This window comes from Alkalibacillus silvisoli, from assembly GCF_039521975.1.
GTDB classification, from domain to species: domain Bacteria; phylum Bacillota; class Bacilli; order Bacillales; family Alkalibacillaceae; genus Alkalibacillus; species Alkalibacillus silvisoli.
Window position 1 is genome coordinate 92,874 of the sequence record NZ_BAAACZ010000015.1, and the last position, 14,950, is coordinate 107,823.

Here is a 14,950-nt window from a genome sequence, read left to right on the forward strand (position 1 = left end):
GAGTGTCTTCGATTGAAGAGGAATTATTGGTTTATTAATTTGGGTATTGTTTGGACCGTTATCTTTGCAGGGATGAGCTTCTACTGGGCAATGGGCGGTATGCTTGGTGTTAGATCCTTAGGTGGAGCTGTGTTTGAGATGTCCATAAACCCTGACCCTTCACTCATTATTAGTGTATGGTTAACCGGTTTTGTTAAATTACTTGGCGTCATATTATTGTTGATGCTTCTTGTTCAATGGAGAAAACCTAAAATAACTAGAACGCTTTACTACATCACTAAAATCGTAGGAGTTCTATTATTTGTTTATGGATTATTGAATTTCATAACTATTACAATGAGTGTGTTTAATATTATGAATTTTGACTTAGACTCTTATGCAACTTTTTGGAGGCTAGCTTTTTGGGAACCATTCTGGATGGTAGGTGGGGTGTTTTACTTTTTTGCTGTTAAAATACACCAAGGGATTAGAAAGCCTTCAAAGAATGAGGGTTTCCTTTTATATTGATAGAAAAAGGTAAAGGAGGGGGTGGACAGTATTACAGACGGGATCAGTGTCCCACGGGCCAGATCTCACAGGAAATGACTCTGAAAACCTTTATAAAAGCAATGAGTTGTTAACATAAAAAATAATCAATTTCGTTCTATTTAAATTGTAGCTTATTAAATAATCTTTGAGAAATGAGCACGAGGGTTAGAAATTAACAGTAGATTCATTAGCGACAACACACTGACTGTGAATGTGAACAGAATTAGAAAAAAATGGAAAGTATAGGTCTGAAAGATGCCATTATTACCAAGACAGGCCTCGGTTACATGCTCAAGGAGTGAGATTCATGTATATGAGACAAACGCTGCCATGGATACTTCTTTTTATCGTGTTTAATCTTTCAATTCTTTTAATCGGGATAATAGACACCGACATTCCACACCTCCCCGTGCTATACATCTGTATCATTAATACGGTTATGCTGTCTTTATTCCTGATATGGGATTTTTTCAGAGGCAGAAATTACAGGCTAGAGTTCATGCGTATTAAAAGAATTGAAGAAACAGACAGTCTGCCGGCTCTGTGACTCCTTACCAAAAAAAGCTGAATGCGCATCTGTCTGTGATGAGGAAATATCATAATGCCATACTGGAAAGTGAATCCAAAAAGACCGAAGAGAATCTGGATGAACTGACAAGATGGATACACGATATGAAGATGCCGATGACCACGATGAAATTAATGATAGATGATCTGGATAAAAAGGAAAGGTCAGGGATGGAAAAGGAATGGCTCAGACTGGATGCCACGCTGAATGAAATGCTTTATAAGAAAAGGCTCACGAACATCAGCAACGATTTATATATTGAAAGTGTTGAGATTGAAAATGTCATTTCAAATACTATCAGAAAATTGAGGGAAATCTGTATTGAAAAAGGGATCGGGTTCGATATGGATCTGCATGTCACCCATATAGAGACAGATTTGAAGTGGTTCTCCTTTATGGTGGATCAGATTATCGGCAACAGCGTCAAATACTCTGGGGACAGTGACATTACAATATCCATCTATTTGATGGAAGGGTGACCGGAGCTAGACCGTCCGGGTCGTCACGGGAACAGCACGTGTCCCATAAAGCCAAAAGCCCAGTTAACCTTTATTGATTATCTGGGCCAAACCACATACTATCTTTATTTACTTCAAACTAATCGTTATCTTTCCGTTCATCCGCTAAGTCATTAATTTTTTTAGCAGCTTGTTCAACCATTTCGTCAACAGACATAACAATGTCTGTATCGTATTTTGGCTCTTTTGAAATATCGAACTGGAGTTCCTCAGCATATGGTGCAGCCCTATTCATCATAAAAGCGGAGAAGATTTCACAATATTTTTCGCGTGCTTCCACTGCGTTTAATTTACCGTTAACAAGATCATTCATTAAGTTAAGTGCTAAAGTATTCGCGGCTTCCATATCACAACGGGAGGAAACTTCTCCCCTAGTTCTTTCAACAATAACACTTCCATCAAACTTTGCAATCTCACTAAATTTTTCAGGTGGGACATTATAATTAATGAAGTTCTCAATAACATCTGTGTGAGCCTGCGGAAAATCATGTGGGATTTCATCACGATAAACAATAGTTCGTTTCCAAGGGCCATTATTATACCAAATCAGCCTACTTTGTGTTGATTCATTTGGTGGACCATATTTATCAATTGTAAGGTTAGCAGCTTTTTTAGACATGGCATTCCATTCATTTATAATCGATTTGACTTTTTCAATGTCTTCTAATGTTTCAGTTGTTTTTTCTGCACCACCAAAAGTTTGCACTTTAAGGTCACTTCCCATTGCTACCTCTGCTGTTTTCCATTTTTCTTCTTGTTCCATATAGAACACCTCTTTTCATTTAATTTTTATTATTTTAGTTAAGCTATAAAATATACCGAAATAGTTGTACTATTCTTTTGTGTTGGCTGACTGTATTAACCAGCTGAACTTCCTTTTTAAATTCGGGCTAGTGAGAAAGTCTGCGTCGTGCTTCGAATAACGAATGGTGCAACACGTGGCTGTTATTGGCTAGGTGTAACATAATCTAATATAGAGCAGGGATCATTATTATGAGATCTCGGTTCTTTTTTATGAAGTTCTAATTTTATTTAAAGAATATGGTTGCACAGTTTTATGAGTGTGTATATAATGTGTATATAGTATATATACATTATATTAACGTACTCCATTTAAGAAGAGGGATCAGTATGCAAATCATTATATCTAATAGTTCAAAAGAGCCGATTTATGAACAAATTACGAATCAAATTAAATCGTCTATTTTATCTGGAGACTTAAAGGAGGGGACCCCTTTACCCTCCATACGTCAGCTCGCAAAGGATCTACAAATTAGTGTTATTACGACTAAGCGTGCTTATGAAGAATTGGAGAAGGCTGATTTTATTTATTCTGTTGTAGGAAAGGGGTCTTTTGTTGCAGAGCAAAACTTAGAGGTCATAAGAGAGAAGAAACTAAAAGTCATTGAAGAACAGTTAAGTGCAGTCATAACAAATAGTAAAGAAATCGGACTATCATTCGATGAACTTAGTGAATTGTTAGAGTTTTTATATGAGGAGTGAAACGAATGGAAAATGTAGTTGAATTAAAAAATGTAACGAAGAAGTTTAACGGTTTTTCCGTTAACAATATTGATTTTAAAGTTAAGAAAGGTTTCGTAACCGGGTTCATTGGAGCGAATGGTGCAGGTAAATCGACAACGATCAAAATGATGATGAACTTATTGAAGCCTGACGAAGGAGAAGTTAATCTCTTTGGGCTGGATTATAAGACGCATGAGAAGGAGATTAAGGAGCGTATTGGGTTTGTGTACGATGGGAATGTTTTTTTTGAAGGGTTAAACTTAAAAGATATTAAGCGAATTGTTGCGCCAGCTTATAAGCAATGGGACGATCAACTTTTTAATCATTATATTGAGAAGTTCGATTTACCACTTAATAAGGCGATGAAGAAATTTTCTAAAGGGATGCAAATGAAAGCCTCACTAGCAATTGCCTTATCACATCATGCTGAGCTCATTATTATGGATGAGCCAACTGCAGGCTTAGACCCGATTTTTAGACGTGAGTTACTCGATTTATTACGAGAATTAATGATCGATGGCAGTCGTACTATTTTCTTCTCAACGCATATTACAACAGATTTAGATCGTATCGCTGATTATATTGCGTTTATGCAAGAAGGAGAATTGGTGTTTAATCAATCGACAGAAGAAGTTGCTGAAAATTATGCGATTGTAAAAGGAGATTTGGAACTGTTGGATTCTGACACTGAAAAATCATTTGTGAATATACGCCGTGCATCGACAGGCTTTGAGGCACTAACTGACAATTCGAAAAAGGTGAATGATATTTTTGGAGATTCTGTTTTGATTGAACGAGCAACCCTTGAGGATATTATGTATTACTTAAATGGGGGGATCAACCATGTTTAATTTAATTAGGCGCGATGTGATTTTGCAGAAGAGGATGTTATTACTGCTTATTCCTTTTATTTTGTTTTTTGTGTTAATGGGTTCGCATCCAGCTTTAATTGTTTTAGCAGTTAGTATTTACATTCCGTTTAATGCTTTTTATTATGATGAGAAGGCAGAGACGAATATTTTGTTAAACTCTTTACCCTATACACGTAAGGAGATTATTGCTTCACGTTATCTTGGGGCGATCGTCTATATGTTGTTAGCGGTCGGTTTAACATGCTTGTTCCTTTTAGCTTTCAATAAATCATTTTCATTAACTGAAATTGCGATTGGAAGTGGCTTGTTCTTATTATTTGCTGCCTTGACTTTTCCGATCTTTTATATCTTTAAGCCAGGCCACCTGACGACGATTGTGATCATTATCTTTCTTGCTTTTGCGATTGTAGGTCAGCTGGCGATTCGTTCTATTGATGAGCTTTTACCTGCTGTAACGGACTTTATGCAAAACACTTCAAACACTGTTTTGTATACAGGAGGGGCAGCTATTATTATAACCGCTTATTTATTGTCATGGGTAGCTTCTACAGCCATTTATCTAAGGAAGGATTTCTAAGAAATTGTACAGTGCAAATGAGGAGGGAATAATATGTTTAGAGAAACTGTTCAGAACTTTATCTATCAATTAAGTGAAGTAAATGAATTTCTGCAAGCGATCGGTATTTTTGTGTTATCATTAATTCCGTTTGTAGAGTCTCCAGGTGGTGCAGCAGTCGGTGCACTTATTGGCCTTCCAATCATTCTGGCATTAGTGATTAGTATATTTGGAAACTGGTTGTCAGTGATGATTATTATTGTACCGTTTAACGCTTGGTTGGTTAGGTTTAGGAATAAAAAGTCAAAGGAAAATGGCTTTATTCAAAAAAGAGCAAGTAAAGCCAGAGAGCGGTATGAAAAATATGGGGTCCCAGGCGTTGCCCTTTTCGCTCCATTAGTCGCTTCTGGTCATATTGCTGCGTTTGCCTCTTTAGCTGCTGGGGCAAGTAAAAGAAGTGTTATTTTCTGGCATGTCGTTAGTATTATTATATGGGGAGTTATTGGAGCAGGGTTAGGCATCTATCTTAATAATGATATTATGGGATAACTAATAAAGAGCCCTTTACAAGTGGGAAGATTAATAATAACTGTAATAACTGACACCTTCTAAAAAGAAGAGAGATTAGGAGAGGAAAATAATCCACCGAACTTTTAACTAAAGGGGGTGGGTTATTTTTTTGAGTTCAATGCACAGTCAAATTACAAATATTGTTAATTATAAATCCATCCACAATGCATATTGTCACAACTTATAATCAAACTAAATTTAAAGAAAGGAGTTGAGAAATATGAACCACTTTAAGTTAATACTTACAAAAGCAATCGCGTCATTGATTCTTTTGTATGTAATTTTAGGATTTGGTTATGAGGTGACTTTTGCTAACGTTTTATTAATCACATTGGTATTAGGTGCTATTTCATATATCGTTGGTGATCTATTTATATTACTGCGAACAAATAATACTATTGCCACGATCTCAGATTTCTTCTTATCATTTATTGTGATTTATGCCATGTTAAGTTTTATTATGCCAGGTGGGGCAGTATTCCAAGCATCATTAATTGCTGCAATAGGAGTAACTGTTTTCGAGTTGTTCTTTCATTTGTTTGTTCAGCGAGATCATGAAGATGAAGAGCAAGGGGCTGTTACAGAAAGAAGGAAGCAAAATTATCAATTACAAACGGAGGTATCAGACGAATTGAGACCTGAGCATGAACGTAAAGAGCAACATTCTCAACACCGTAAAACACGAAATGAGATAGCTGATGAGTTAAATCCAGATGACTTTGATGAAAGAAATGGCCGTCCGATAAACGGACCGCGATTAAATGATGATATTACAGATGAGTTAAATCCCGATGATTTTGATGAGAGAAAATAACAGGCCTTATGTATTTTAATGCTCCCTAAAAGCAGACTATGTTTATTAGGGGGTTTTTCTATAGGGTTGAATAAATTTAGTTAAATATATAAAAATAATATTAAGTTAATCTTCATTTACTAATAGAAGTGAGGGGTACGATGAATATTGCACTTGAAGCGTTAATCATGGTTTTAGCAGGGTTACTGTTACTCAGAATTGCTGGTAGAAAGTCAATATCACAAATGACTTTAGCACAAACTGTTGTCATGATCTCTATAGGTTCCATTATAATACAGCCTATAGTTGAAACAAGCTTATGGAAGACAGCTATTGCAGCAGCTATATTTATCTTCACTTTAATAATTCTTGAATATTTACAAGTTAAGTTTAATGTCGTCGAAAATTTTGTAACAGGAAAGTCCAAAATAGTGATCGAAAATGGGTTACCAAATGAAAAGAGGTTAAAGAAGTTACGTTTTACAGTCGATCAGTTAGAGATGCGGTTAAGACAACAAGGGATTAATAGTATAGCTGATGTTAGAATTGCTACTTTAGAGCCAAATGGTCAATTAGGGTATGAGTTAATGCCTGATGCTAAACCTTTAACAGTTAAAGAATTTAAAAATCTAATGAACACATATATGAATGCGCAATTTTCAGTTAATGAACAGCAAAAACATAATATATTTGATGAAGTAGCAAATAATCCTAATGCAAAACAGAATACAAATTCAAGTCATCCGAATAAGCCTGACCATCTAAAATAAGCTTTAAACTTCTTTTACAATTCTATTATACCACATAATTAATGGAAATTTCAGACTACTATTTGATTTATAAACCTTTTAAGATGGGTATAGTCCCATTTTAGGAGGTTTTTAGATGTTAGGGTTAAACAAAGGTGAAGTGAAGCTTGTTCGTTACAACCCAGAATGGCCTGAACTTTTTCAAAAGGAAAAAATGACTTTAGAAGGTTTGATTGAAGCCGAAGTTTTAGGGATTGAGCACATTGGTAGCACGGCTATTGAAGGAATTCAAGCGAAACCGATTATTGACATCTTAATCGGTCTTAAAGAATTAGATGATGTGCAATCACTCGGAGTCAAAAGGATGAGCGAAGCAAATTATTACATGTTACAACAGCAAAATCTAAAGGGGAAGTACGTTTTTGCGAAATTCCCGTATATAAAAGAAGAGAACTACACAAAGACACACTATTTACATGTAGTTCAGTATGAAGGGGATTGGTGGAATGCTCATATCGATTTTCGTGATCGATTAAATGAAACCCCGGAGCTTGCTAAAAAATATGAAAAACTTAAAACAGATCTGGCTGAAGCGTATCCTGAAGATGTCATAACTTATTCAGAAAGTAAGGAGCAATTTATTGAAGATGTGTTAAGCGGCTCAATTTAATAATAGAGATTGGGTCAAAATTAGTAAAAAATCCGAACGATTCATCAGTTCGGATTTTCTGCGCTTTGATATCGTTACACACAAATGCTTGAACACTGATAAAAGAGCCTGAGCGCTGATAAATAAGTTTGAGCGCTGATAAAAGAGCCCGAGCGCTGATAAATAGGTCTGAACGCTGATAAAAGAGCCTGAGCGCTGATAAATAAGTTTGAGCGCTGATAAAAGAGGCCCGAACGCCGATAAATAGGTCTGAACGCTGATAAAACTCCTGAACGCCGAATCAAATTCCCGCCTGACTCCTGTTGTTCCCGGGCAGGTAAAGCTGTTCATTGTAACACAAGTCACTAAACCAGCGTTAGGTTTAAACAACTCTTCCAACCTCCTTATACCCTTTTAAAATTAAATAATAAATGATAAGTCAGAATAAGCATTGTACCAATTAAGGCAAAGACACCTAAAACGGTATAAAGAGCATTAACGCTATAATGATCAATAATTGTACCACCCATTAAGGAGCCAATAATCCCTGAAATACCGAAAAAAACCGTATGAAACATCAGATGGCCAGTACTCTGGACAACTTTAGGAATAAGTCGAGTAATATAATCGAACGCAGCTAAATAAAGTACTGCAAAAGTTAAACCATGCATGAACTGTAAACCAATTACGATCCATGGGTCATGAATTACCCCGTATAAAAACCAGCGAACAGTATAAAGAGCGCCGGCAAAAATGATGAATATAAGTGTATGGTATTTTTTAAACCAGTAAAAAGCGGTTGCGAATATAATGGCTTCACTTATAACGCCAACAAACCAAGAGATGCCAACTAAGCTTTCAGTTCCACCTAATTCAATAATATAAATACCAATAAAACTATCACTTGTACGGTGTGAAATGGTAATGAACATAATGAAGAATAAAAATAGCATTAAAGGTCCATTTTGAAACAGCTTTTTGACACTTTTAAGACTAACAGACTCTTTTGCTGGTTCTGCATCAATCAACTTAAAAGTAACTAATAATGCTAAAGACCCGAACAATAGATATGGCCAAATAATGTATTCAATACCAACTATGGTTGCGTACTGACCAACGATTAAAGATGAAACAGCAAAACCAATGGAACCCCAAGTGCGAATCGTACCAAATGAAATCGATAATTGATCTGCACGTCGCTGCGCTAAACTATCCCCAAAAGCCCCGATTGGCGCAGAAAAGAAATACAATAAGAACGCAAAAGTAAGGAGAAATGAGAGACTATAAACATTAAAGAAGACGATACTAACAAGCAGTAGCGCCATTAATAGAAAAACGAGAATTCGTTTAACTGTTTTATATTTATCACTCATATAGCCCCAAAACGGCTCAGAAATAAGTGCCGCTAAGGGGCCGATTGCAAGTACCCAACCGATCTCGGTTCCAGATAATCCAAGGTCAGCTAAATAAATCGGTATATAGCTAAGGATAATGGTATTAGTCGCGAAAAAGGCGAATAAAAAAGTTTTGAGTGGTGTAATTGATTCATTCTGTGACATAAAGGCTCTCCAATATAATATATTCAGTAAGCATAACGTCATTAATTGTGAGACACTATGTCATCATACCATTTATATCCTAAATTATATAGATTGAATTGCCTCTTCTATGGATGTATTCCCTTTAACTACCTGAAATTCTTTAGAAATTGTACTGTCATTTTCTAAACTAGCCACAATCACCCTCGCTACGTCTTCACGAGGCACTTCATCTGGTTCACCTGTTTCACTAAGGCTAACTTGAGCTGTCCCTTCATCATTCGTCAGTAAACCAGGGTGTACAATTGTATAGTCTAGATCTGTAGCTTTTAACCATTCATCAGCGTAATGTTTTGCAGCAACATATGGGGCGAACGACTCTGGAGCCTCTTGAATTGCTTTGCGTGTCGTATCAAATGAACTAACCATCACATAACGCTTTACACCAGCAATTTTACAAGCTTCAATCGTTTTAACCGCACCGTCTAAGTCGATCATAATTGTTTTGTCTTTACCCGTATGAGGACCTGATCCTGCTGTGAAGACAATTGCATCGACTCCTTCAGCTGCTTTTGCGATTTCTTCAATGTCACCTTCTAAGTCAACTACAGATACTTCTGCCCCTAAGTCTTCAAAGTAAGAAGCCTGCTCTTGTTTACGAATCATTACCCTTGCTTCTAACTCGTCACTTTCTTGTATAAACGAAACTAAGTGTTTACCAATTTGACCATTTGCACCTATAACTAACACTTTCATCGTCTCAATCCTTTCTAAATAATGTTTTTTAGCAGGTAGGGAATACCCTACATCAGTTTCTTCAATCGTATATTGAAAGGTAAGGTCATGTCTAGAAAGTAGCTTGAAAGTAAAAGAGATGCCTCAATTGAGCATCTCTTTAGGTAGCATTATTTAATGTTCGTTTTTCTTCTTAGCTAATGTTTCTTTATTGATCGTTCCGGGTGGTTCTTCTAGCCAATTGTTGTCGATCATAATTTGTGCTCCATCTAAAGCATACCTTGCAACTTCAGCAGAGAATCTCTCATAATTTAAAGCTAAATCCGATCGTTGACTGGCCCCTGCTGCTGCTGCATAGTTCCCAATTCCAGCACTGCTCATTAAGGACATATGAAATAAGGCTAATTTATCTGAAAATGGGGGTGTTGTTGAATCAGTAACACCTAAATCAGGTGAATTGGCTGGTGTTATACTTTCATTGAGTAAGGCTTTTGTAAATAATTCAATATGTTTCTGAGATATTTCTTTCCCCCTTAGCACCCATTTTTGTACCTTTTCCCTTGGTGATGTCTGAGCGAGGCTTGTAGCTAGCTTACTACCAATTGTATTGGTTTGGATGTTTAAAAATAAGTGAGATATTTCAACAGTGTTAAGAGGCCTTTTTTCACTAAATGGATTGAGGCCGCTTAAGTATGATTTGTGATCAACAAAGTCAGTTGATTTAGGGTAATTGATATATGGCGCTCTTGTCAAAATCCCTTTCTCTAACATCGTTTGTGTACTTCGATCGTACAAAATTGATGCTTCTTTAAGACCGTTAATAAAATAGTTGCGAATATCTTCACGAGCACTCATAGAAACGAACCCACTATATGAGACCATGCCTACTCTAGCCATTTGATTAACATAACTTAACATAAAGGAATCCGTGTAAAGGCGTGGTGCATTTAAATTAACGTCATCTTCAATCTTAAATCCTGTAGGTAAAGGTAGGCCTTCTTTGTTAAATAAATCCGATAAATTTTTTAGGTGTTGTTCAGCTATATCGTGTGAATATTGGACTGAACTTCTCATGTCTTCGTCTTCTATGTGCTGTAGGAAATGTTTTAAGACACATACAGTCAAACTGTCATTCATGTAACCAGTCCACACACCGGTTAGTTCAGATGATGTTAGGTTAGGTTGATGCTCATCCATTTGTTATTTCCTCCAAAAGTTTTATTTCTCTTTATTATGAACAGTTTTTAGGGATTTATGACTAAGGGAAGTCTTAATGGTTTAAGAATAATGTTTTGACAACCGTTTCATTCTGGCATATGATATTTAAAGTGGTGAATTCTTATAAGATTACTGTGGATTTATGGGGAGGGGAAATAAATGAAAGCTATGTTCAAAGCTTATTGGAACGCTTCACTGATTATGAAGATTACCATTGGGCTTTTGTTAGGTATATTAGTCGGATTAGTGTTTGGGGAAAGTGTGATTCCTTATTTAGAGCCATTTGGGGACCTTCTAATGAGGCTACTTATGTTTTTAATCTTACCGCTTATTTTATTTACATTAATTGTAGGTGTAAATCAGGCGCATATAAGAGATATTGGTCGTATGGGAGGTAAGGTGTTTACTTATTATGCTGCGACATCAGCAGTTGCAATTATTGTTGGTTTAAGTGTTGCGACTATTATTTCACCAGGTCAAGGTATGGTACTTGATGTTGATGAAGCCTATGACACACCAGAACACCCAGGTGTTGCGAGTGTTCTTTTAAATATCGTCCCTGAAAATATTGTAACGGCATTTAGTGAACTGAATTTATTAGGAATTATTTTTACGGCTTTAGTTTTCGGGTTAGCTATTTCATATTTAAGGTCGACTGATGGGTTTAAAGAGTCAGGTGAAATGTTATTTAAAGTCATTGAAACGTTAAATGAAGCGGCTTTTAAAATTATGCATGTCATCTTACAATACGTTCCAATTGGTGTATTTGCGATTATCGCGACAACAGTTGCAAGTCACGGGTTAGATACGATTATGTCATTAGGGGAATTTGTACTCGTGCTATATATTGCATTATTAGTTCAATTAACCTTGTATTTAATCTTATTAAAAACAACGGGAACATCACCATTACAGTTTTTGAAAGCAGCAAGAACACCGATGATCACAGCCTTTGTCACACAAAGTAGTGCTGGAACATTACCGCTTACTATGGATGCAGCTCATAAATTGCAACTTAATAAAACGTTATATAGTTTTAGCTTACCATTTGGTGCGACGATTAATATGGATGGTGCGGCAATTCGAATTGCGGTTTCGGCAGTGTTTGCTGCGATGGTAATCGGTCAACCATTGTCGTTTGCTGAAATGTTAACGGTTGTTATTGTTGGGACATTAGCCTCTATAGGTACGGCTGGAGTTCCAGGAGCGGGGATTGTGATGATTGCTACAGTATTTGTTCAACTTGGCTTACCAATGGAAGCAGTAGCCTTATTAGTAGCTGTTGATGCACTTGTTGGTATGGGTTGTACTGCATTGAATGTAACAGGTGATCTAACAGGTTCAAAAGTTATTAACAAATCAGAAGAAAAACAAATGAAAGCATAAAGATCAAGCCTTTTAAGGTGTTCGACATCTTAAGAGGCTTTTATAATGGTGTGAAATACAAGCACTCTAATATAATTTAACTCCAACGTTCACCGAGAGTGAGCCCGAAAAGCAACAACAAGCTTGAACATTTTTTGAAGCGTTTTAACTTCTATGAAATAATATAGAGTATATTAGTCGTGGAGGTCTTGTGAGTGTGGTTTAAAGGTCTGTTAAACAAGTTAACTAAAATGCAGTTAATGACAGTCATAATTGTCATTATATGTTTTGTCGGTTCTTTCTTATTTGTGGATAACAACCATGAATTCTATAACCGTACAATTGCAGAAGTCAATGAGGCTGAGTTAATTGATTCAGATGAAATCGTTGACTTTCATGGAAATGAGGATCACATTTTTGTACAGAAATTAATAGCTAAGATTCAAAATGGTGAAGAGAAAGGTGAAGTCGTACACCTTAATAATGAATACTCAACCTCAAGAGCGTTTGACAATGAATATAGTGTTGGGGACGAGTTGTTTGTATCAATTGAAGACCGTATAGATGAGAGTAATGAATTATCTGGTTCGATATTAGATGTGAAGCGCGATCAATACATATTACTTATAGCTTGGGCTTTTATTTTAATTTTATTTTTTGTCGGTCATAAACAAGGCTTTTACTCTGCTATGAGCTTAGTAATCAACGCTGTCATTATTGGTTTAGCACTTGATTTTTACATTCAAACGACGAATATAAGTTTGTTGTTAATTAGTGGTGTGAGTATTATTTTGTTTACGGTGATATCACTGTTTTTAGTCAATGGAAATAACGAGAAGACATACGCTGCTATTGCTTCAACGCTACTTGGAACACTTATTTTGTTCATTGTGACGTCCCTTATCATGTGGGGCACTGCTGGAGAAGGTTTACGTTATGAAGAGATGCAATTTGTCACTCGTGCACCTGAAATGGTATTTATGGCAGGTGTGTTAATTGGTGCCTTAGGCGCGATTATGGACGTTGCGATTACGATGTCTTCTTCTTTATTTAACCTATATGAAAAGAATCACAATATATCAGTAAAAGCGTTGAAAGAATCAGGTATGGATATTGGTAGGGACATTATGGGGACCATGACGAACATTTTGTTTTTTGTTTATATTAGTGGCACAATTCCTATGATTATTTTATATTTAAAAAATTCAGCGGCACTAGGTTTTACACTTAATATAAATTTATCACTAGAATTAGCACGAGCACTTGCTGGTGGAATTGGGATTGTCATTACGATTCCAATCGGTGTTTATATGACGATCTTCTTTATTAACCGAAAGAGGGCAAAGGTATGAATATATTAGTTTGGCTGTCGATGATCCTTCTGGTCTTAATGGTTGCTATTGGTGGACAAAAAGGTGCTCGATCTTTCATCGCTTTATTTTTTAATTTTGTTATCCTCATAGTGACGATCATGTTTATGGTTGACCCCAATGTTAATCCGATTATTTTAACGCTTATCGCGACAACTATTTTGAGTTGTATCAATTTATTCTATATTAATGATATTAATATTAAGACGAAGACAGCATTCATTTCAACGATGTCTACGATTGTGTTATTGCTCATGTTCATTATTTTGATAACAGAAAGTGCAATGATTCAAGGGTTTAGTGAGGAGGAAATTGAAGAAATTAAAGGATTTTCAGTTTACCTCGGTGTCGACTTTGTTAAAGTTGCTGCTTCGGTTATTATTATGAGCACTATTGGCGCGATTACAGATACATCCATATCAATCTCATCACCTATGCGTGAAATTTACCGTCATAACCCGAATATTAGTCGAAGAGAGCTTTATCTATCTGGCATTAGTATTGGAAAAGATATATTAGGTACGAGTGCTAATACGTTATTCTTTGCATTTTTTGGTGGATACATGGCTTTACTCATTTGGTTTATTGACCTTGATTATACTTTCGGGGAAATAATTAACTCTAAAATATTTTCAGCAGAAATGATAACTATCTTATCAGCCGGAATTGGCGTTGCCTTAATCATTCCCATTACATCATGGGTGACGGCGTTAGTATTAATGAAAGCAGGGGCGAAAGAGGAAGAAGAATAACGAATGCGAAGAGTTAACTCTTCGCATTTCTTATGCACTTCTTCAAGTCATTAATGGCTTGTGTGTGCATTCCTTCATGGAAGATTGTGCGGATTAATACTTGTTCAATTGTAAACATCCCCATTTCAGTCGGGGGAAATTCTTCATCGAGTCGCTTGCTATATAATTCTTTAATTTTGTCAGGCTGTTCACTTAACAGTTGTTTTAACTCTTCAAATGATGGGGTTTGCTCATCGAAGTTTGATGGGTTAGTCCCAAAGCCAAACCATTTATGAAATGAGTCAGGGTATAAGTCATCTTTCGTTAACACTTTTATCCACATGTATTGATCCATATAGACATGACCTAAGTGCCATTGAATGTTGTTGTTGAAGTTAGTAGGAATAACCTCTGCTTCCTCATTATTTATGTCACTTACATCATGTAAAAGCTCTTCTCGGTAAGTTTGTAGTTGATTAAATAAGATTTCATGCCTTTTTTCCATTGTTTGACCCCTCCTAATATGAATAAAGATTTCAACATAAAAGGTAAAAACCCTTCAATTTCAAGGCTGATTTGTATTTAGTGAAAAATAAAGGCTCTACAATATTTGTTGGGGTAGAGACACAATTCAGAGTGAGGTTTTGGATGGCGGCCGTTGGCGTC

18 protein-coding genes are annotated in these 14,950 nt (G+C 36.1%); 12 read left to right on the top strand and 6 right to left on the bottom strand.

What is annotated here, in order from left to right; translation table 11 throughout:
• Nucleotides 1–12: 12 nt before the first annotated feature.
• Together ABDZ63_RS09810 and ABDZ63_RS09820 are read left to right on the top strand one after the other, a co-directional pair.
• Nucleotides 13–507, top strand: a complete 495-nt coding sequence (locus tag ABDZ63_RS09810) for a DUF3995 domain-containing protein (RefSeq protein WP_343783343.1) — start codon at nt 13–15, stop codon at nt 505–507.
• 606 nt (nt 508–1,113) lie between these two features.
• The gene (locus ABDZ63_RS09820; RefSeq protein ID WP_343783344.1) at nt 1,114–1,575 is read left to right on the top strand and encodes a sensor histidine kinase; all 462 of its coding nucleotides are present in this window, start codon (nt 1,114–1,116) and stop codon (nt 1,573–1,575) included.
• 118 nt (nt 1,576–1,693) lie between these two features.
• Here ABDZ63_RS09820 and ABDZ63_RS09825 read toward each other — a convergent pair whose 3' ends face one another.
• Nucleotides 1,694–2,377 (bottom strand): hypothetical protein, encoded by a 684-nt coding sequence (locus ABDZ63_RS09825; RefSeq protein ID WP_343783345.1) that lies wholly within the window; start codon nt 2,375–2,377, stop codon nt 1,694–1,696.
• Nucleotides 2,378–2,745: 368 nt separating this feature from the next.
• On the opposite strand from ABDZ63_RS09825, the gene ABDZ63_RS09830 reads away from it, so the two are divergent.
• From ABDZ63_RS09830 to ABDZ63_RS09860, 7 genes are all read left to right on the top strand, one after another.
• Nucleotides 2,746–3,117 (top strand): GntR family transcriptional regulator, encoded by a 372-nt coding sequence (locus ABDZ63_RS09830; RefSeq protein WP_343783346.1) that lies wholly within the window; start codon nt 2,746–2,748, stop codon nt 3,115–3,117.
• A gap of 5 nt (nt 3,118–3,122) precedes the next feature.
• Nucleotides 3,123–3,989 (top strand): ABC transporter ATP-binding protein, encoded by an 867-nt coding sequence (locus tag ABDZ63_RS09835; protein ID WP_343783347.1) that lies wholly within the window; start codon nt 3,123–3,125, stop codon nt 3,987–3,989.
• Entirely contained in the window at nt 3,982–4,587 is a 606-nt protein-coding gene (locus tag ABDZ63_RS09840; protein ID WP_343783348.1) for an ABC-2 transporter permease, read from the top strand. Before ABDZ63_RS09835 ends, ABDZ63_RS09840 begins: the two co-directional genes overlap by 8 nt.
• A 33-nt stretch (nt 4,588–4,620) precedes the next feature.
• Nucleotides 4,621–5,115 carry a small multi-drug export protein gene (locus ABDZ63_RS09845; RefSeq protein WP_343783349.1) on the top strand — a complete coding sequence of 165 codons (495 nt, stop codon included), beginning with the start codon at nt 4,621–4,623 and terminating at the stop codon, nt 5,113–5,115.
• Between the two features lie 241 nt (nt 5,116–5,356).
• A complete protein-coding gene (locus ABDZ63_RS09850; protein ID WP_343783350.1) occupies nt 5,357–5,950 on the top strand; it encodes a YndM family protein in 594 nt (197 codons plus the stop codon).
• Nucleotides 5,951–6,090: 140 nt separating this feature from the next.
• Nucleotides 6,091–6,699 (top strand): DUF421 domain-containing protein, encoded by a 609-nt coding sequence (locus ABDZ63_RS09855; protein ID WP_343783351.1) that lies wholly within the window; start codon nt 6,091–6,093, stop codon nt 6,697–6,699.
• 115 nt (nt 6,700–6,814) lie between these two features.
• Nucleotides 6,815–7,348, top strand: a complete 534-nt coding sequence (locus ABDZ63_RS09860) for a GrpB family protein (protein WP_343783352.1) — start codon at nt 6,815–6,817, stop codon at nt 7,346–7,348.
• Here ABDZ63_RS09860 and ABDZ63_RS09865 read toward each other — a convergent pair.
• The 4 genes from ABDZ63_RS09865 to ABDZ63_RS09880 form a co-directional block, all read right to left on the bottom strand.
• Nucleotides 7,340–7,726: a hypothetical protein gene (locus ABDZ63_RS09865; protein ID WP_343783353.1), complete on the bottom strand. Its 387-nt coding sequence runs from the start codon at nt 7,724–7,726 to the stop codon at nt 7,340–7,342. The two genes, ABDZ63_RS09860 and ABDZ63_RS09865, sit on opposite strands and share 9 nt — an antisense overlap.
• Before the next feature lie 5 nt (nt 7,727–7,731).
• Entirely contained in the window at nt 7,732–8,886 is a 1,155-nt protein-coding gene (locus ABDZ63_RS09870) for an MFS transporter (protein ID WP_343783354.1), read from the bottom strand.
• An 84-nt stretch (nt 8,887–8,970) separates the two neighbouring features.
• Complete coding sequence (locus tag ABDZ63_RS09875) at nt 8,971–9,621, bottom strand: SDR family oxidoreductase (protein ID WP_343783355.1); 651 nt, start codon at nt 9,619–9,621, stop codon at nt 8,971–8,973.
• Between the two features lie 153 nt (nt 9,622–9,774).
• A complete protein-coding gene (locus tag ABDZ63_RS09880) occupies nt 9,775–10,797 on the bottom strand; it encodes a DUF3231 family protein (protein ID WP_343783356.1) in 1,023 nt (340 codons plus the stop codon).
• Between the two features lie 180 nt (nt 10,798–10,977).
• Between ABDZ63_RS09880 and ABDZ63_RS09885 the strand changes: the two genes are divergently transcribed.
• The 3 genes from ABDZ63_RS09885 (at nt 10,978) to ABDZ63_RS09895 (ending at nt 14,305) form a co-directional block, all read left to right on the top strand.
• Nucleotides 10,978–12,204, top strand: a complete 1,227-nt coding sequence (locus tag ABDZ63_RS09885) for a dicarboxylate/amino acid:cation symporter (RefSeq protein WP_343783357.1) — start codon at nt 10,978–10,980, stop codon at nt 12,202–12,204.
• A gap of 230 nt (nt 12,205–12,434) precedes the next feature.
• On the top strand, nt 12,435–13,535 hold the full coding sequence (locus ABDZ63_RS09890) for a YibE/F family protein (RefSeq protein WP_425541980.1): 1,101 nt from the start codon (nt 12,435–12,437) through the stop codon (nt 13,533–13,535).
• On the top strand, nt 13,532–14,305 hold the full coding sequence (locus ABDZ63_RS09895; RefSeq protein WP_343783359.1) for a YibE/F family protein: 774 nt from the start codon (nt 13,532–13,534) through the stop codon (nt 14,303–14,305). Before ABDZ63_RS09890 ends, ABDZ63_RS09895 begins: the two co-directional genes overlap by 4 nt.
• A gap of 13 nt (nt 14,306–14,318) precedes the next feature.
• Here the strand turns inward: ABDZ63_RS09895 and ABDZ63_RS09900 are convergent, their stop codons facing one another.
• Nucleotides 14,319–14,789 carry a DinB family protein gene (locus ABDZ63_RS09900; RefSeq protein WP_343783360.1) on the bottom strand — a complete coding sequence of 157 codons (471 nt, stop codon included), beginning with the start codon at nt 14,787–14,789 and terminating at the stop codon, nt 14,319–14,321.
• Nucleotides 14,790–14,950: the final 161 nt, after the last annotated feature.